Annotated in this window: 13 protein-coding genes; 6 read left to right on the top strand and 7 right to left on the bottom strand. The window is 65.4% G+C overall.

Annotated features, from left to right (window positions below; translation table 11 throughout):
• The first annotated feature begins 333 nt into the window (after positions 1-333).
• Together F1735_RS38240 and F1735_RS15340 are read left to right on the top strand one after the other, a co-directional pair.
• The gene (locus F1735_RS38240; RefSeq protein WP_373888532.1) at positions 334-690 is read left to right on the top strand and encodes a response regulator; all 357 of its coding nucleotides are present in this window, start codon (positions 334-336) and stop codon (positions 688-690) included.
• 309 nt (positions 691-999) lie between these two features.
• The gene (locus F1735_RS15340; protein ID WP_167237748.1) at positions 1,000-2,046 is read left to right on the top strand and encodes an NF038122 family metalloprotease; all 1,047 of its coding nucleotides are present in this window, start codon (positions 1,000-1,002) and stop codon (positions 2,044-2,046) included.
• A gap of 119 nt (positions 2,047-2,165) precedes the next feature.
• Here the strand turns inward: F1735_RS15340 and clpB are convergent, their stop codons facing one another.
• On the bottom strand, positions 2,166-4,748 hold the full coding sequence (gene clpB / locus F1735_RS15335; RefSeq protein ID WP_167237747.1) for an ATP-dependent chaperone ClpB: 2,583 nt from the start codon (positions 4,746-4,748) through the stop codon (positions 2,166-2,168).
• 170 nt (positions 4,749-4,918) lie between these two features.
• Between clpB and pepN the strand changes: the two genes are divergently transcribed.
• Positions 4,919-7,531, top strand: coding sequence for an aminopeptidase N (pepN, locus tag F1735_RS15330; protein ID WP_373888531.1), 2,613 nt, complete (start codon positions 4,919-4,921; stop codon positions 7,529-7,531).
• 64 nt (positions 7,532-7,595) lie between these two features.
• Here the strand turns inward: pepN and yiaA are convergent, their stop codons facing one another.
• From yiaA to F1735_RS15305, 5 genes are all read right to left on the bottom strand, one after another.
• Positions 7,596-8,030, bottom strand: coding sequence for an inner membrane protein YiaA (gene yiaA, locus F1735_RS15325; RefSeq protein WP_167237745.1), 435 nt, complete (start codon positions 8,028-8,030; stop codon positions 7,596-7,598).
• A gap of 21 nt (positions 8,031-8,051) precedes the next feature.
• Positions 8,052-8,426, bottom strand: a complete 375-nt coding sequence (crcB, locus tag F1735_RS15320; RefSeq protein ID WP_167237744.1) for a fluoride efflux transporter CrcB — start codon at positions 8,424-8,426, stop codon at positions 8,052-8,054.
• The gene (gene moaE, locus F1735_RS15315; protein ID WP_167237743.1) at positions 8,423-8,881 is read right to left on the bottom strand and encodes a molybdopterin synthase catalytic subunit MoaE; all 459 of its coding nucleotides are present in this window, start codon (positions 8,879-8,881) and stop codon (positions 8,423-8,425) included. Before moaE ends, crcB begins: the two co-directional genes overlap by 4 nt.
• Complete coding sequence (locus F1735_RS15310; RefSeq protein WP_167237742.1) at positions 8,878-11,454, bottom strand: DUF349 domain-containing protein; 2,577 nt, start codon at positions 11,452-11,454, stop codon at positions 8,878-8,880. Before F1735_RS15310 ends, moaE begins: the two co-directional genes overlap by 4 nt.
• Before the next feature lie 159 nt (positions 11,455-11,613).
• Entirely contained in the window at positions 11,614-12,225 is a 612-nt protein-coding gene (locus tag F1735_RS15305) for a hypothetical protein (RefSeq protein ID WP_167237741.1), read from the bottom strand.
• Between the two features lie 446 nt (positions 12,226-12,671).
• Here F1735_RS15305 and F1735_RS15300 point away from each other — a divergent pair, with 446 nt between their 5' ends.
• Positions 12,672-15,671: a PAS domain S-box protein gene (locus tag F1735_RS15300; RefSeq protein ID WP_229505798.1), complete on the top strand. Its 3,000-nt coding sequence runs from the start codon at positions 12,672-12,674 to the stop codon at positions 15,669-15,671.
• An 86-nt stretch (positions 15,672-15,757) separates the two neighbouring features.
• Positions 15,758-16,186 (top strand): hypothetical protein, encoded by a 429-nt coding sequence (locus tag F1735_RS15295; RefSeq protein WP_167237740.1) that lies wholly within the window; start codon positions 15,758-15,760, stop codon positions 16,184-16,186.
• On the opposite strand, the gene F1735_RS15290 is transcribed toward F1735_RS15295, so the two are convergent.
• A complete protein-coding gene (locus F1735_RS15290; protein ID WP_167237739.1) occupies positions 16,183-16,794 on the bottom strand; it encodes a metallophosphoesterase in 612 nt (203 codons plus the stop codon). The genes F1735_RS15295 and F1735_RS15290 overlap by 4 nt on opposite strands.
• Before the next feature lie 200 nt (positions 16,795-16,994).
• On the opposite strand from F1735_RS15290, the gene F1735_RS15285 reads away from it, so the two are divergent.
• Positions 16,995-17,396 carry a hypothetical protein gene (locus F1735_RS15285; protein ID WP_167237738.1) on the top strand — a complete coding sequence of 134 codons (402 nt, stop codon included), beginning with the start codon at positions 16,995-16,997 and terminating at the stop codon, positions 17,394-17,396.
• The last annotated feature ends 365 nt before the right edge of the window (positions 17,397-17,761 follow it).

Below are 17,761 nucleotides of genomic sequence, written 5' to 3'. Positions count from 1 at the left end.
GCCGCTGAAGCGGCCGCCCGGCTGGAAGCCGAACGCCTTGCCGCCGAACAGGCCGCCCGGCTTGACGCCGAACGCCTTGCGGCGCAAGAAGCTGCGCGTGTGGAAGCTGGACGTGTCGCGGCCGAACAAGCGGCACGCGCCGAAGCCGAACGTATCGCTGCGGAACAAGCGGCACGCGCCGAAGCCGAACGTATCGCTGCGGAACAAGCGGCGCGCGTCGCCGCCGAAGCGGCGGCACGCGTGGCGGTTGCGGACAGCGCCCCCGTTGTCGCGGCCCCGGTGGCGGCTCCCGCCCGCGTCCACCAGGCCAAGGTCGCCACCGACACCGTCGTCATGATCGCCGACGATTCCAAAGTGGTCCGGGTGAAAACCAACCGCTTGCTGGTCAACAATCAGTTCCAGGTAGCGATGGCGGAAGACGGCCTCGACGCAATGAAGCAGATCGCCGAACGCATGCCCGACGTGCTCATCACCGACGTCGAAATGCCCGGCATGAATGGCTTCGAGCTGACCAGGCACCTGCGCCAGAATCCGCTGACGGCGCACATTCCCGTGATCATGATCAGCGCCGAAGAAACCTACCAGCTCAAGGCCGCCGAAGCCGGTGTCGATGTCCTGCTCGGCAAGCCGTATTCGGACGCCGTCATGCTCGATCACATCGAGCGCTTCATGCGTGAAGGCCGCGCCTGACGCGCACGCCGTCCGCTGCCCGCTACACTGGCCGCCATCCCTGCACACGCAGGCATGGCGGTTTTTTCTTTCCAGCCAGCCTACGCGCACCCACGCCGGCGCTGTCGGATATCTTTACACTGCAACTGTCAAATCCGCCCTCGTTCAAAATTTACTGTTTAGTAACAAAGGCTTAAGTTTCAGGCGCGAAACTTGCTTTAAAAATACGCTTTGACGAGTGAGCCATGCGGGCAATGCCACATTGCACCAAGCATGGTTAAAAATATAATCATAGTCTGATTCCAATCAGCGACACCTTGAAAAGCGGAAATGAAAACCCTCAAACATCTACTGAAGATCGCGCCGGCCCTGCTGTGCGCTTACGCCGGCTCCGCCCAGGCGCTCGTCATCAACTTCACCCCGGCCCCTGGCATGGATCCGCTGGCGCTGGCCGGCTTCCAGGCGGCCGCCGCGCGCTGGACCAATGTGTTGCAGGATAAGGTGCAGGTCAACCTGAACATCGGCTTCATGGCACTTGAACCGGGCGTGCTCGGCTCGACCGGCTCGACCCAGGAACTGTTCAGCTACGACGCCTACCGCAACGCGCTCGCCAAGGATTCCTGGAGCATCAGCGACAAGAAAGCCGTGTCGAACCTGTCGACCGCCAGTTGCCTGAATGTGATCATGAACGGCACCGGCACCAACCCGTCGGGCATCGGCAGCGCCACGCCCTTCCTGGACGATAACTGCGACGACAACAACAACAGCATCCGCATGACCCGCGCCAACGCGCGCGCGGTCGGCCTGGCCGGCGCCAAGGACGACGTCTCCGACGGCGAGATCAATTTCAGCAGCCTGTTCGACTGGGACTTCGATCCGGACAATGGCGTCGACGGCAAGGCCTACGACTTCATCGGCGTGGCCGCGCACGAAATCGGCCACGCGCTCGGCTTCATCAGCGGCGTCGACGTGCTCGACTACAACCGCGACGGCGACTATGCCGACTCGGAGTTCAGCTACATCGCCCCGGGCGACCTGTATCGCTGCTCGGCGCACAGCAAAAAGAAAGCGGCGGACCTGGACTGGTCGGCCGACACGCGCACCAAGTTCTTCTCGCTCGATAAATGCCAGACCACCCTGGCGACCTTCTCCACCGGCTCGACCTACGGCGATGGCCAGCAAGCGAGCCATTGGCAGGACGACCTGCATCTGGGCTTGCTCGACCCGACCGCCGGCCGTGGCGAAAAGCTCGGCCTGTCGCCGCTGGACGTGCAGTATTTTGACGTGATCGGCTGGAACGTGGTTCCCGAGCCGGGCGCGATTGCGCTCTTCATGCTTGGCCTGGCCGGCCTGGTCGGCGTGCGCCGCAAGCGTTGAACCAACTGACGCAGGCAGAATGTCGCTAACCTAAGCTCCGTCATTCCCGCGCAGGCGGGAATGACGGAGCGAAGTTTAGGGGCAAAATCATTAATTAGATCCTGCCCGCGCTAAACCGACTACTCGAAGCTCAAGCTACCGCCCTTGACCCGCACCGGAATGGTGTCCTTGGGTCCGAAGCGTCCCGACAGGATCAGCTTCGAGAGCGGATTTTCGATCTGCTGCTGGATGGCGCGCTTGAGCGGGCGCGCGCCATACACCGGGTCGTAGCCGGCCTCCGCGATCTTCTGCAAGGCCTCTTCCGACACGTCGAGCGTCATCTCCATCTTCGCCAGGCGCTGTTCCAGGTGCTTGAGCTGGATCTTGGCGATGGCGCCGATATTCTTCTCGTCGAGGGCATGGAACACCACGATCTCGTCGATCCGGTTGATGAACTCCGGCCGGAAGTGCGAGCGCACCTCGGCCATCACCGCCAGCTTGACCACGCCCGGATCGTCGCTGTCCATCGACTGGATCTTGTGCGAACCGAGGTTCGAGGTCATCACGATCACCGTGTTCTTGAAGTCCACCGTGCGCCCCTGGCCGTCCGTCATGCGGCCGTCGTCGAGCACCTGCAGCAGCACGTTGAAGACATCGCTGTGCGCCTTCTCGACTTCATCGAGCAGGATCACGCTGTACGGTTTGCGCCGCACCGCCTCGGTCAGGTAGCCGCCTTCGTCGTAGCCCACATAGCCCGGCGGCGCGCCGATCAGGCGGGCCACCGAATGCTTCTCCATGAATTCGCTCATGTCGATGCGGATCATCGATTCCTCGGTATCGAACAAGAAGCCGGCCAGCGCCTTGCACAACTCGGTCTTGCCGACGCCGGTGGGGCCGAGGAACATGAAGGAGCCGTACGGGCGGTTCGGGTCCGACAGGCCCGCGCGCGAACGCCGGATCGCGTCGGACACGGCGACGATCGCCTCGTCCTGCCCCACCACGCGCTCGTGCAGCTTCTCTTCGATGTGCAGCAGCTTGTCGCGCTCGCCCTGCATCATGCGCGACACCGGAATGCCGGTCGCGCGCGAGACCACTTCGGCGATTTCTTCGGCCCCGACCTGGGTGCGCAGCAGCTTCGGCTTGGCGCCTTCGGCGGCCTTGCTGGTGTCGGCTTCGGCGTGCTTGAGTTGCGCTTCGAGTTCGGGCAGCTTGCCGTACTGGAGTTCCGACACCTTCTGCCAGTTGCTGCTCCTGGTCGCTTCTTCCATCTGCAGGCGCACGCGCTCGATTTCTTCCTTGATGTGCGTGGTGCCCTGCACGATCGCCTTTTCGGACTTGAGGATTTCTTCGAAGTCGTTGTACTCGCGTTCCAGGCGCGCGATTTCGTCGCCGATCAGGTCGAGGCGCTTGCGCGAGGCTTCGTCCTTTTCCTTCTTGACCGCTTCGCGTTCGATCTTGAGCTGGATGATGCGCCGTTCCAGCTTGTCCATCACCTCCGGCTTGGAATCGATCTCGATCTTGATTTTCGACGCCGCTTCGTCGATCAGGTCGATCGCCTTGTCGGGCAGGAAGCGGTCGGTGATGTAACGGTGCGACAGTTCGGCCGCCGCGATGATGGCGGCGTCGGTAATCTCGACCTTGTGATGCAGCTCGTATTTGTCCTGCAGGCCGCGCAGGATGGCGATGGTCGCCTCCACGCTCGGCTCGTCCACCAGGATCTTCTGGAAGCGGCGCTCGAGCGCGGCGTCCTTCTCGATGTACTTGCGGTACTCGTCGAGGGTGGTGGCGCCGACGCAATGGAGTTCGCCGCGCGCCAGGGCCGGCTTGAGCATATTGCCCGCATCCATGGCGCCTTCGGCCTTGCCGGCGCCGACCATGGTGTGCATCTCGTCGATGAAGACGATGGTCTGGCCTTCATCCTGCGCCAGTTCCTTGAGCACCGACTTGAGGCGCTCCTCGAACTCGCCACGGAACTTGGCGCCGGCCAGCAGGGCCGCCATGTCGAGCGAGAGCACGCGCTTGCCCTTGAGCGAATCGGGCACCTCGCCGTTGATGATGCGCTGGGCCAGGCCTTCGACGATGGCGGTCTTGCCCACGCCAGGCTCGCCGATCAGCACCGGGTTGTTCTTGGTGCGCCGTTGCAGCACCTGGATCGCGCGCCGGATTTCGTCATCGCGCCCGATCACCGGATCGAGTTTGCCCAGGCGGGCGCGCTCGGTCAGGTCGAGCGTGTATTTTTTGAGCGATTCGCGCTGCCCTTCGGCGTCGGCCGATTTCACGCCTTCGCCGCCGCGCACGGCCTGGACCGCCGTCTCGAGCGCTTTGCGGGTCAAGCCGTTTTCGCGCGCCAGGGTGCCGGCGTCGGACTTGTCTTCGGTCAGCGCCAGCAACACCATCTCGCTCGAGAGGAACTGGTCGCCGCGTTTTTGCGCTTCCTTGTCGGCCAGATTGAGGACGCCGACGAACTCGCGCCCGGCCTGCACCTGGCCGCCATTGCCGGACACCTTCGGCAGGCGCTCCAGCGAACTGCGCAGGGCCGTGGTCAGGCTGCCCACGTTCACGCCGGCGCGCTGCAACAGCGAGCGCGCGGCCCCGTCATCCTGGCTCAACAGGGCCGACAGCAGGTGGACCGGTTCGATATACTGGTTGTCATTGCCCACCGCAAGGCTTTGCGCATCGGACAGCGCTTCCTGCAGTTTGGTGGTCATTTTGTCTTGGCGCATGGTCGAGCTCCACGTAAAAGTGCGATTAACTTGATTGAAAGATTGGGCCGCGGACGGGTTTTTCAAGACGCCCCTTCACGGCCAAGGCGTTTCCCATGATATTCTTGCATCGTTGAAACTTTTATTGGACTGCCGCCTTGTCTGCTTCGTCTCTTTCCCGCTTCAGCGCCGTGGGCGCCCTCCTCCTGGCCAGCGCCGCCTGCGCGGGGGCGCCACCAGCGCCGCCCGCGCGCGCCGACGCACTGACCCAGGCCGACGCCACGGCGCGCTCCCAGCGCATCGCCAACGTGGCCTATGTGCTCGACTTTACGCTGAGCGGCAAAGAGAACTTCGACGGGTCCAGTACCTTGCAGTTCGACCTGGCGGACACGCGCGCGCCGATCCGGGTGGACCTGGACAAGGCCACCATCGCCAGCCTCACCGTCAACGGCGTGGCGCGCGCGCCGCAGTACAACCAGGCCTACCTCACGATCGCCGCGCGCGACCTGAAGGCGGGACGCAACAGCATCACGGTCGCCTACCAGCGCGCGCACAGCACCAATGGCGAAGGCCTGCACCGCATGCTCGATCCGGTCGACGGCAAGGTCTACACCTACTCGCACTTCGAGCCGGCGGCGGCGAGCCAGATGTTCGCCCTGTTCGACCAGCCCGACCTGAAGGCGACCTACCAGCTGACGGTCACCGCGCCGGCCGACTGGCAGGTGGTCTCGACCAAGCGCGAAAGCGCCATCGAAGAGCGCGGCGCCACGCGGCGCTGGACCTTCCCGGCCACCAGGCAACTGTCGGCCTACAATTTTTCGATGCACGCCGGCCCGTACAAGGGCTGGGAAGACAACAGCGGCCCGTATCCGATGCGCCTGTTCGCGCGCCAGTCGGTGGCCGCCCAGGTGTCGCCCGCCGACTGGTTCAAGTACACCAAACAGGGCCTGGCCTACTTCGACAATTACTTCGGCGTCCCCTACCAGTTCGAAAAATACGACCAGCTGATGGTGCCGGACTTCCTGTACGGCGCGATGGAAAACGCGGCGGCGGTCACCTTCGCCGAAAACGGCTTCCTGTACAAGGCGGCCATGACCGAGGCCCAGCGCGAAAGCCTGGCCGAAGTCATCCTGCACGAAATGGCGCACCAGTGGTTCGGCGACCTGGTGACCATGACATGGTGGAACGGCCTGTGGCTCAACGAAAGCTTCGCCTCCTTCATGGCCACCATGGCGACGGCCGAATCGACCGAATTCACCGGCGCCTGGCAAACCTTCTACGCCGAAGGCAAGCAGCAAGCCTACGTGCAGGACCAGAGCCCGGCCACGCACCCGATCGAGGTGCCGGTGGCGTCGAGCGCCAATGCGTTCGATAACATCGATGCGATCACCTATTCGAAAGGCGCGTCCACCCTCAAGCAACTGCGCCACCTGCTGGGCGAAGAAGTGTTCCGCAAGGGCGTGCATAACTACCTGGTCAAGTACCAGTACAAGAACGCGCAGCTGGACGACTTCATCGGCAGCCTGGGCGACGCCGCCGGGCGCGATCTCACGCCGTGGACCCGGCAATGGCTGTACAAGGCCGGCGTGAACACGCTGGCGGCCGACTACCGCTGCCAGGCCGGCAAAGTGGCCAGCTTCACCCTGCGCCAAAGCGCCCCGCCCGCGCTGCCGACCCTGCGCGAGCAACGCGTGCAGGTCGCCACCTTCGTGCTCGATGGCGGCACGCTCGCGCGCGGCAAGACCGTGGCCGTCACGTACAAGGGCGCCGCCACCGGCGTGCCTGAACTGGTGGGCAGCGCCTGCCCCGACCTGGTGTATCCGAACTACCAGGACTGGGGCTATGTCAAGGTCAAGCTGGACCAGCGCTCGTTCGCCTCCGCCAGCGCGCACCTGGGCGCCATCGACGAACCGCTGCTGCGCGCGATGATGTGGCAAAGCCTGTGGGATGGCGTGCGCGATGGCGAACTGCCGCTGGACAGATTCATCCAGACCGCGCTGGCCAACGCCCCGCTCGAAACCGACTACAAGCTGCTGGGCGACGTGCTGACCAAGGTGGCGAAAGCCAAGCACTACATCGATGCGATGCACGCGCCGCCGCGCTACGCGCAAAAGACCACCGCCGCGCTCGAAGCGATGATGTGGCGCGGAGTCGAAGCGAGCAAGGGCAACGCCAACTTCACGCACCAATGGATGGACGCCTACCTGGACGCGGCCACCACCGTGCAAGCGCAAGAACGGCTGCTGTCGATCCTCCATGGCGAGACGGTGCTCGGTGGCGTGCCGCTCGACCAGGACCTGCGCTGGAAGATCATCGAAGCGCTCAGCCGCGCCGGTCACGCCGGCGGCGCGGCGCTCATCGCGGCCGAACAGGCGCGCGACAATTCCGATGCCGGCCAGGCGGCGGCGCTGCGCGCCACCGTGATCCGGCCCGACCCCGCCGTCAAGCAGCAGTGGCTGGCCACGATCATGGACTTGAAAACCACGCTGCCGTTCGCGCGCGTGCGCACGGCGATGGAAAACCTGTATCCGCCCGGGCAGCGCGCGCTGAGCGAAATGAGCGCGGCCGAGCGCCTGCGCCAGCTGGCGGCGCTGGACAAGGCCGCCGGCCCGGTCTACATGCGCGCCTGGGCCGCGACCATGATTCCGAAGGATTGCACGCCCGCCAGCGTGGCGCGCCTGGCCAGGGCCGGCAAGGAGTTCAAGGGATTATCGGAAGGGACCATGCGCGCGCTGCGCGAACAGCATGAAAACGAGCGGCGCTGCCTGGCGGTGAGGAAGGCGATGAAGTTCCCGCAGGAGTGACGCGGCAACCGATGGCGCAGTGGCCGGGCCGCGATGGCCCGGCCACTGGAACATGCTTGCAGGCTTATTCCTTGCCCGAATCGACATAGACGTTCGCATCCTGCGACAGCGCGACATCGCGCACGTTCTTTTGCACCGCCACCGCCGCGAACAGGCTCAGGACGAAAGACATCGCATAAAACCCCTTTTCGCTCGGCGCCAGCGTGGCATTCCACAGGCCCACCGTCAACAGCAGCACCGACAGCAGCAAGGACACCCAGCACAGCGCGAAGTAAATGCCGGTCACCTTCACGCCTTCGAGGCGGTCGCGCACCGATTTTTGCAGCGACACGGCGGCAAACAGCCCGTACATCAGCAAGGTAAAGTAGTAACCGCGCTCATTGAGCTGCATGGCCGAATTCCACAGCCCGACGAGGAAGGTGCCGGCGCCGACGAACAGGGCTGCCCACGATGCGCCGATAAAGGCCCCGGTAGGACGTTGCGGCAGTTGCTTGGACATTCAATTCTCCTTGGTTTGACATCACGTGGACAAAGCGCGCCAGCTGGCATGGCCGGCGATACAGCAGGTAACGGATCCGGCCAGGTGCAGGGACGCATGCGCCAGCGCCCAGCCATAGTCGCCGCGTTCGAGCAGCACCATCGCCTCGCCTGAAAAAGTGGAAAACGTGGTCAGCCCGCCCAGGAAACCGGTCACCGCGAACAGGCGCCATTCGGGCGGCAACTGCGGATGCGCACCAAAAAAGCCCAGCGCCACCCCGATCAGGTAGCCGCCCGCCAGGTTCACGGCCAGGGTGCCGAGTTGCAGCTTCGGGTGCCAGGCGCCCATCCACAATGCCAGTCCCCAGCGCAGCCACGCGCCGAGCGCGGCTCCCACGCCGACGGCGACAAAGTTCACCCGGCGGCCCACCTGGCCAGCGCGGCGTCGTCGCTCACGCGCGCGTCGACCCAGCGCGCGCCGTCCGGGGTTTGTTCCTTCTTCCAGAACGGGGCGTCGGTCTTGAGGTAATCGATGATGAATTCGCAGGCGGCAAACGCTTCGCCGCGGTGCGCGGCGCTGCACGCCACCAGCACGATCTGGTCGAGCGGCGCGAGCGGCCCGACCCGGTGTACCACCAGCGCACCGTACAAGGGCCAGCGATCAAAGGCCTGCGCCACGATCTTTTCCAGCGCCTGTTCGGTCATGCCCGGATAGTGTTCGAGCTCCATCGCGGCCACGCTGGCGCCGTCGTTCATGTCGCGCACGGTGCCGACAAAGCTGACCACCGCACCGATGCGCGCATCCTGCGCGCGCAGGGCCGCCATTTCGGTGCTCAGGTCGAAGTCGGCGGCCTGGACCCGCACCGCCATCATTTGCCGGCCTTCGATTTGTCGTCCCTGGCAATGCGCGTGAACAGGTGCTCGATGCGCGAGGCGGTGCGCTCGTCGACCAGCGCCGCCATGGCGCACAGCTGCAGGAACTGGGCTGCCTGGTTGCCCGGCTTTTGCCCGGACTTGAGCGACGATTGCAAGGTCTCGACCTGGAGTTTGAGGCGCTCGCGCGCAAATTCGCTGCCGCTGTCGATGCCGGCGGCGATTTCGAGGCGCAGGATTTCGTGCAGCAGCGGTGCGCGGTTTTTCTCGAGCAGCGCGGCAAAGGCGGCACGGCCGTCGCCGCTCGCCGCCAAGGCCGCCAGCGCCGCATCGAATCGCGCCTTGAGCGTGCGTTCGTAGTTGGCGTCGAGCGCCGGCAAGGCGCTCCAGCGCGCGGCCCAGTCGCAGCTGTCGGCCTGCTCGCTGCCGCCGGCAACCGCCGCTTCGAGTTCCTGGCACAGGCGCAGCTTGTCGCGCAGCGCGCTGGCCTGGGCGCGGCTGGCGTCGCGCTTGGCGGCGTCGACATGGTGCTGCAGCGCGGCGATGGCGGCGTGGTAGCGCTTGTCAACCTTCGCTTCGTTGGCGCGCGGGACGGCGCCGATGGCGTTCCATTCGGCCGCCGCTTCGCGCAGCAGCCTGGCGGCGTGGGCGGCGGCGTCCGGCTCGCCGGCAGCGTGTTCGAGGCGCGCGCTGATGGCGTCCTTGGCTTCCTGGTGGCTGCGCCGTTCGGCGTCGGCGGCGTTGGCGCTTTCTTTCCGGCGCGCGAAGACAGCGTCGCAGGCGGCGCGGAATTTCTGCCACAGGGCCTGCTCGGACTTGCGTTCGAGCGGCAGCGCCCGGGCGTGTTCCTGCCAGCGTTCCTGCAAGGCGCGCAGGGTGTCGAGCGCATGGCGGTCATGGGCGTCGAGCGCGGCCACCTGGGCGATCATGGCTTCGCGTTCGGCCACTTCGTTCTTGCGCTGCTGTTCCAGCGGCGCCTGCAAGGTGTTGAGCGCGTCGGTGAATTCGTGGTCGAGGCGCTTCTTTTCCTTGCGGTCGATCGCGCCCAGGTGGCTCCACGCCAGGCGCATGCGCTGCACGGTGGCGGCCATGTGCTTCCAGTCGACGCCCTCGCCTTCGGCCAGCTTGGCGGTTTCTTGCGCCGCTTCGGCGATCAGCTCTTGCGCCTTGGCCGCGTTGGTGTGGCGCTCGTCGGCCAGGTGCTTGAAGTGGGCGGCGGCCGGCGCGTAGGCGGCGCTGCAGGCGGCGTCAAAGCGCTCCCACAGGCTCTTGGGGGCGGCGCCCGACAAGGTGTCGAGCGCCTTCCAGCGTTCGCGCATGCTGCCGACCTTCTTGGCCAGTTCGCTCATCGCCAGTTTTTGCGTGCTCAGCTGCTCGACCGCCTTGATCAGCTCTTCGCGCGAGACGTTGCCACCCCAGCGCGCCCAGTCCGACAGGCGCTTGAGTTCGCCGCGCGCGTGCGCCAGGCGCTCCGACAGGGCCGGCGTGAGGCGCGTACCCTTGCTGTCCTTGAGGATCTTGTCCATCTCGGCCGCGCTGCCGAGCGAGCCTTGCTGCAAGGCCGCTTCCATGGCGTCGAGCGCGTCGAGGAAGTGCTGGTCGGGCGCTTGCGCGGGGGCGCTTTTGCGCGGCTCCCTGGCCGGCTTGCCCGGCGCGGCGAGCGGCGCCGGCACCAGGGCAAGCAGCTCCTCGAAGCGCTGCTGCAGGTCGGCCGCTTCGGCCGGCGCGGCCGGCGGCAACTGCTGCCAGGCTTTCTTGAGTTGTTCCTGGTTGAACGCGCCGGGCGGCGTGGCGCGCCATTCGGCCAGCGCGGTTTCGCGCGCGATCACGGCCGACTGGCCCTGCTCCAGCGCGCCGAGCGACGCAGCCAGGCGCGCGTGCTCGGAAGCGAATTCGTTGGTCAGGCTGCGCGGCAGCGAGGCGTGTTCCGGCGCGGCCAGGGCGGCGGCCTGGGCCTGCGCCATGGCGTCGAGCCGTTCGGCCAGGTCGGCGGCGCGCAGGCCGCCAGCGCCGAGGGCGCGCAAAGCGGTGAGGCTGTCGATCATGGCGCGCTGCAAGGTCACCTGCGCTTCGAGGCGCTGGGCCAGCCGGGTGCGGATGGCGTTGAACTGCTCGGCCAGTTCCGGGGCGGCGATCACCGACCAGCGGCGGTCCAGCTCGGCAACCTGGTTGGGCGAGAGTTTGTCGTCCTTGAGCAGGGCCTCGGCCTGGTCGATACAGGCCTGGCCACGCCCAAGCTCGGCCTGGTGGTGGCGCAACGCGTCCAGGCGCGACTGCATGAGCTTGGCGACACGGCGGTCGGTGTTGCGCATGGCGGCGTGGACTTTTTCGAGCTGGACCGCTGTATGGACGTGCTCGGCGGCGGCCAGGCGCAGCTCGGAAAAATCGGAGTGCAGGATGAAGTCGACGGCGGCCGCTTCATCGCCGGCCAGCGCGGCTACCTTTTCGGCCTGCTGGGCACGCAGTACGCTGGTCTGCGAGGGCTGCGGCGCCGGATTCGGGCTCGCCTGCGCGGACTTCCCGGCAGGGGTGTCGGACTTGTCGGCCGGACGCTTGAAAAGGAATTCGAACATGACGTGAGATCAACCATTCAAAACCACCATGATAGCAAGAATGGCGCGGAAAGCACGCGATCGGCTAGAGTATTCCTGCCCGATACCGCGGGTAGCGTCGGCCACCGGGTTGGCTGGCGCCGGCCCGGAGCGCTCCGGCGCGGGCGAAGCGGCCCGCCGTCAGTGGGCCAGATGGGTGGCGAGGCGGCGCCGCCCGCCGTGGTCGGTGCGGGCGACTTCACGCTCGTACTCGTAGCCGGCCGTGCCGATGGCCGAGCGCGCGGGCTTGCGGTCTTGCTCGTACGCATCATGCACCAGCATTTCGTTGGCGATGGAAAACCACGCCTCGCCGGAAATCACGGCCCGCGCCACCGGGAACAGTTCCTTTTCCTCGCGTTCGAGGCGTTTGAGCGTGGCGCTGCAAAAGGCGTCGAGCGCGGCGCAGAACTGGGCCACGCTGGCATACGTGTCGAGCGCGGTGACACCAAGGCGCACCACCAGCACGCCGACGGCGTCGGCGGCCCGGCCCAGTTCTTCCAGGTCGAGCAGCAGCCGCTCGGCGGCGGGGCTGGCCTTGCGGATGGCGGGCGCCAAAAACATGTCGATTTTGCGCCAGTGGCAATTTTCGTACAGGCGTTTGACCATCTCGCATGCGGCGCCAACCTGCCCGGCGGCCAGCGCATTCTGGTGCGCGAAGGCCGAGTGTAGCAATTTTTGCAAAGTCTGCACTTGCTTGCGGATATTCGCTTGCTCGACAGACAGTGCAACCAGGGTATATGTCGCCGTTAACATTCGTTCTCCTCAGAAGATGCCCGCATACGCAAGACCGGGACGCTGCAAGCGCCCGGGAGCCTGGCTGGAGTCGTGCGTTCAGGCAGGCTTGGAGTTGTTCTTTATGAACTTTTGCATCAGCCCGGAGAAACCAGTGTAAAGAACTCCGACACCATCCGTTTGATCTAGCGCAAGGGGCGTGCCATGAGCGCGCGTCTTGTCGGTACATCGCAACGTAGCGTAGAGCATTTAGTAACGAAACGCCACGCTATGTTCTTGCACCCAAGATTTTTTCGCGTGCGCCGACCACATCACCGGTATTTGCGCGCAGAATGTAAGTTAGCGTGCGGCCGCATGTCATGCACTTGCAGCCGCGCCAAGTCTTATGATGCTACTCAATTATCAGGGGGACGCCTATTCCTTCCGCCAGCGCATTTCGCCGCTCAGCCAGGCGCCTGTTCCGGGTCTTGCTGCTCCCCTGCTTCGCGCTGGCGCTGATGGCGTCCATGTGGATCACCCTGTTTCACCAGATGGGGGTCGAGCGCGCCGCCGCCCATCACGACGCGGTCCTGGCCAGCCAGGCGCTGGCGCGCGTGCTGTCGGAGCACGTCAGCCACATCCTGCGCCAGAGCGACCACGCAACCCAGCTGTTCAAGCTCAAGTTCGAAGAAACCGAGGGCGCCCTGCGCCTGGCCGAATTCAGCCGGCGCAACGGCCTGCTCGACAGCGTGCTGCCAGCCAAGCTCAACCTCCCGATGGCCCTGGTCGGGCGCGATGGCGCGCTACGCGACAGCGCCAACGGCTTCCAGGCCGGCGCCGCCTCCGGCGCGGCGTGGTTCGAGGCGCTCGCGCGCGGCGCCGGCGACGCGCCCCAGTTCTCCACCCCGGTGGTGGAGCCGCGCAGCGGCAAATGGATGATCCAGATCGCGCGCCGCCTGAACGATGGCGCCGGCCGCTTCGCCGGCGCCATCGTGATCATGATCGACCCGCTGTATTTCGTCGACGACTACGACCGCGTCAACGTCGACGACGAAGCGGCCCTGTTCCTGTGGGCGCACGATGCCCAACTGAGCATCGGGCGCGTCGGCGAGCACCTGTTCGTGGGCGAACGCCTTGGCTTCCGGGCGCACAGCAAGGGGTCGGATGAACTGGTGCCGAGCGCACCGCCGGACCGCATCGCGCGCATCTACAGCTACAGCGACATGGACCGCTACGCGCTGGTGGCGGTGGTCGGCATCACCGAGCGCGCCGCGATGGAAAAATTCGAACGCCACCGCATCCGCTACCTGGCCATCGCGCTGGCTGCGACCCTGGCGATCGCCCTGGTCACGGCGCTGCTGATGCGCCAGAGCGCGCGCCTGCGCGCCAGCATGCGCGCCGCGCGCGACGCCCAGGCCACCTCGCGCGCGGCGGCCGAGGGCAGCCTCGATGGCGTCATGTTTCTCAAGGCGCAGCGCGACGCCGACGGCCAGGTGGTGGACTTCACCGTCACCGACATCAACGACAAGGGCGCGGCCCTGCTCGGGCACACCCGGGCGGCCGTCACCGGGCAAGGCATCCTGCCGCTGCTGCCGCACAACGTCGACCCGCCGTTCCTGGCGCGCTACGCCCAGGTGCTGCTCGAATCGCGCCCGCTGGAAGAAGAAGTCGAACTGCGCACGCCGGGCGAGCGCCCGGTCTGGATCCGCCATCAGATCGTGCCGCTGCCGGCCGGCGTGGCGGTGAGCTGGCGCGACATCAGCGCGCGCAAGCTGGCCGAACTCGAAATCAGCGGCAACCGCGGCTTCTTGCAGTCGCTGATCGAACACCTGCCGCTGCTCATTTACGTCAAGAGCGTGCGCCCGGCCAGCTTCGGCACCATGGTGGTGTGGAACAAGGCGGCCGAAGCGGCCACCGGCTACGCCGCCGACGATGTGATCGGCCAGACCGACTGCGCCGCCTTCGCGCCGGACTTCGCCCTGTGCAGTCCCGAAGAAGACCGCGCCATGCTGGCCAGTCCGGCGGCGGTCGACCTGCCCGAAAAGCCGCTGCGCCGGCCCGACGGCGAACTGCGCTACCTGCACACGGTGTCGGTGCCGCTGTTCGACAACAACGGCGTCATCGAATACATTTTATGCATCGCCGAAGACGTCACGCGGCGCCACGAACAGGACCAGAACCTGCGCAACAGCGAAGCGCAGCTGACCGCGATCACCAACGCCTCGCCGCTCGGCCTGATCCGCGCCGACCTGCGCGGCCACTGCACCTACGTCAACCGCATGTTCGAAACGATCACCGGCGTGACGCGCGAGCGGGCGCTGGGCAGCGGCTGGAAAGACGCGCTGCTTGCCGAGGAGCGCAACAGCCTCGACATCATCTTCCGGCACCAGCGCAGGAACGCCGAGCCGTTCAAGAAAGTGGTGCGCTGCCTGCATCCCGACGGCAGCCTGGTATGGGCCTCGCTCAAGGTGGCGGCGGTGCGCATCGGCGGGCGCATCGAAGGCTTCGTGGGCACCGTCGACGACATCACCACCCTGCGCGAAGCCGAGATGGCGCTGCGCGAAAGCGAGGCGCGCCTGCGCACCATCGCCGACACCTTGCCGGCCATGGTGGCCTACATCGACGCCAACCAGGTGTACCGCTTCCACAACCTGGCCTACGAGCGCGAGTTCGGGCGCGGCGGCGGCCAGGTGCCGGGCATGACGGTGCGCCAGACGGTCGGCGAAAAGCGCTTCGCCACGCTCGAACCGTACATCCTGCGCGCGCTCGGCGGCGAGACCCTGGTGTTCGAAGAACACGACGAGAACGAAGGCAGCGAGCGCGCGCTGGAAGTGACCTACATTCCCCAACTGGGCGAGGATGGCGTGACGGTGGTCGGCTTTCACGTCATGCGCCAGGACATCACCTCGCAAAAGCGCGAGAAGAAGCGCCTGCTCAAGCTGGCCCAGGTCGACGCGCTGACCGGGCTGGCCAACCGCGCCGGCTTTTTGCACAAACTCAGCCTGGCCATGCGCGAGAGCGCCGACGACGGCCGCCTGATGGCGCTGATGTACATGGACATCGACCATTTCAAGCCGGTCAACGACACCCACGGCCACCATGTGGGCGACGCCCTGCTCAAGGCGTTTTCGGCGCGCCTGGCGCAGACCCTGCGCGCCAGCGACACGGTGGCGCGCCTGGGCGGCGACGAATTCACCATCATCATGGAAAAGCTGGCGCGCCCGGAAGACGCGCAAGCGATCGCGGCCAAGATCGTTGGCGCGATGCAGGCGCCGTTCGAGCTGGACATGGTCACGGTGTCGGTCTCGGCCAGCATCGGGCTGGCCTACTTCAGCGGCGGCCTGCCCGATCCGGACGCGCTGCTGCAGCAGGCCGACATGCAGCTGTACCAGGCCAAGCAGGCCGGGCGCAATACCTGGCGCGCGGCGGCCGGAGACCACGCGCCGCCTGCGGCGACGGCAAGCCCTTCCTTCCAACAGGTGTGGTAGGAATTTTCCTATTCGCTGATGTGTCCGCTTTGCAGCCGGGCGGCGCGGATTAGAATTTCCTTTCTCTATTTCTGAAAGGATCCGGCATGAACAGAAAGCCCGATGGAAGCGATGCGGCGTGGAGCCTGATCGGCTTGAGCATCATCATTCTATGCATCCTGTGGAAGTGTTTCAGCACGCTTGCGGCAGCCATGCATCTTGGCATGGAGCCGTGCGTCTGGTTCACTGTTGGCGTGATCGCGTTGGCGGCGAGCGCGTACGCTGTTGTCCGGCACGACTGGCCGGGCCGGGTAATCGCCTTCATCTTGCCGCTAATCTATTTCTTCTTCGTGCCCGCGCTGAATTTTTGGGCGCGCATCGGGCCGTGGGGGTTTGCCGCCTCCCATTTATCCGAGCATGTCAACCGCATCGATCCGTTGTGGTACGGCACAATCTGGACCCATGGCGCGGCCGTTGCGGCGCTGGTCGGCGTGGCGTTTTACCTCAACCGGGACCTGCTCGAGCGATCGTATTAAGGTCTTCCATCGGCCGGAGCGCTGCTGCCGGGAGGGCTGCTGCTACCAGGGAGCAATTGCGCCGGCAGGCATCCGGCCGGCCACGATCTTCCACCTGGCCCCGGAAATCGCCAGCGCGCCAGCCAGGCGCGCTGCGTATCGGTGCTGACGCCCTGCAGGTAGCCGGTGGTGTCGAGCGCAAACAGGGCCACCTCGTCTTTCTGGACGTGATAGAACGGGTGCGGCATTTTCCAGCGCGCCGAGCGCCAGGTGCAGGCGACCTGGAACTGCGGCTTCCCGTAATCGAGGGGCGGATCGCCATCGTCGTGGTTGCCCAGCATGGCGTAGAACGGCAGGTCGAGGCCGGCGTAGGGCAATTCGAACTTTTGCCGGAACTGGGGATCATCCGGGCGGGTGATGCCTTTCCCGTAGAAATTATCGCCCAGATAGATCACGAAATCGCAGCCCTTGCGCGCGCACAAGGCCGCCATGGCCTTGCCGTTGGCGTACTGGGCGAGATTGCCTTCGCCAGCGTCGCCCAGGGCCAGGAAGCGCACCGCGCCTGTTGCCGGCAGCGCCAGCGCGGCGCCTACAAGCGCGCAGATCCGATGTGTCAGTCGAGCAAACATGGCAGTCCTCCCGGTTGGCCGTCCGGTTTGACTGTAGCAGGGGCGCCAGGCCGGCCGCTGAACGGGCACAAGCGCAAGCGCATGGCGGGTGCGCAGGCAAACGGACTACAATACGGGTCGTACCCTGCAATCGCTTGCGTCGCGTTCATCGGCATGCATGCAGGTGAAAAGCTTGGAGACGTTGTCGATATCGAGAAAAAATGACCACACCGGATCGCTCCGACGAGGATGATTTTTACACCCAAGACTTTGAAAGGGATGGCTTTGTGTCCGTTTGGGTGGGCAAGACGGACGCACGGCACGCACCACGCGTCGACATACTGCAAGAGCTTTGCGGCGTCGGCTATGACCGCCTCGACGATCAGGAAGCGAATAGTTTCGATTTCGACGAGGTGCCGTTGCATTCCCTGCTGAAAGATATTTCTTGCTCCACATCGTTCATGGATGAGGTCCTGCGGGCTGCGGGTGGAAAGGGCTGTCTTCAGGCACGCTGGGTGGCTCTGCAGTACGAATTTGCTTATGACCCTGCACAGGTGACCCGCCCCATTGCGGACGACCCAATCTTCATCGGCGCGTTTCCTTTTACGACCGACGACGAGTAGCATCGCGCTTCGGCCTCATTCCCGGCACATCCTGACTGAACGTAAGCGGAACGGCGCTGGGCGCGAACTTCAGCGAAGCGGGCCTGTCCAACTTCTATCGTCGGCAATCACCTGGCATTTTCCCAGATCGCGCTACGAGGAGCCACAGGCGCACGGGGCATGCCGGCTTAATTGCGCTAGTGTAGTGTTGCATTCTGTTTGCCGCTTAAGCGGCTGTTGGCGCGAATTACCTTTTGCAGGATATCGCGCGCAGTTCGGAGCGTGTCAAACTATTTGAGACAGTATTTACAGATTGTTTAGGGAGCATTCTTCGGTCTGCTCGTTGGTGCCAATGTCCATTTTGGGCATGTTGATTCCGGCTTCGG

Origin of the sequence: Massilia genomosp. 1 (assembly GCF_011682185.1) — a bacterium.
GTDB lineage: Bacteria > Pseudomonadota > Gammaproteobacteria > Burkholderiales > Burkholderiaceae_D > Telluria_A > Telluria_A rubra.
This window is presented reverse-complemented; position numbering and strand designations above follow the sequence as displayed.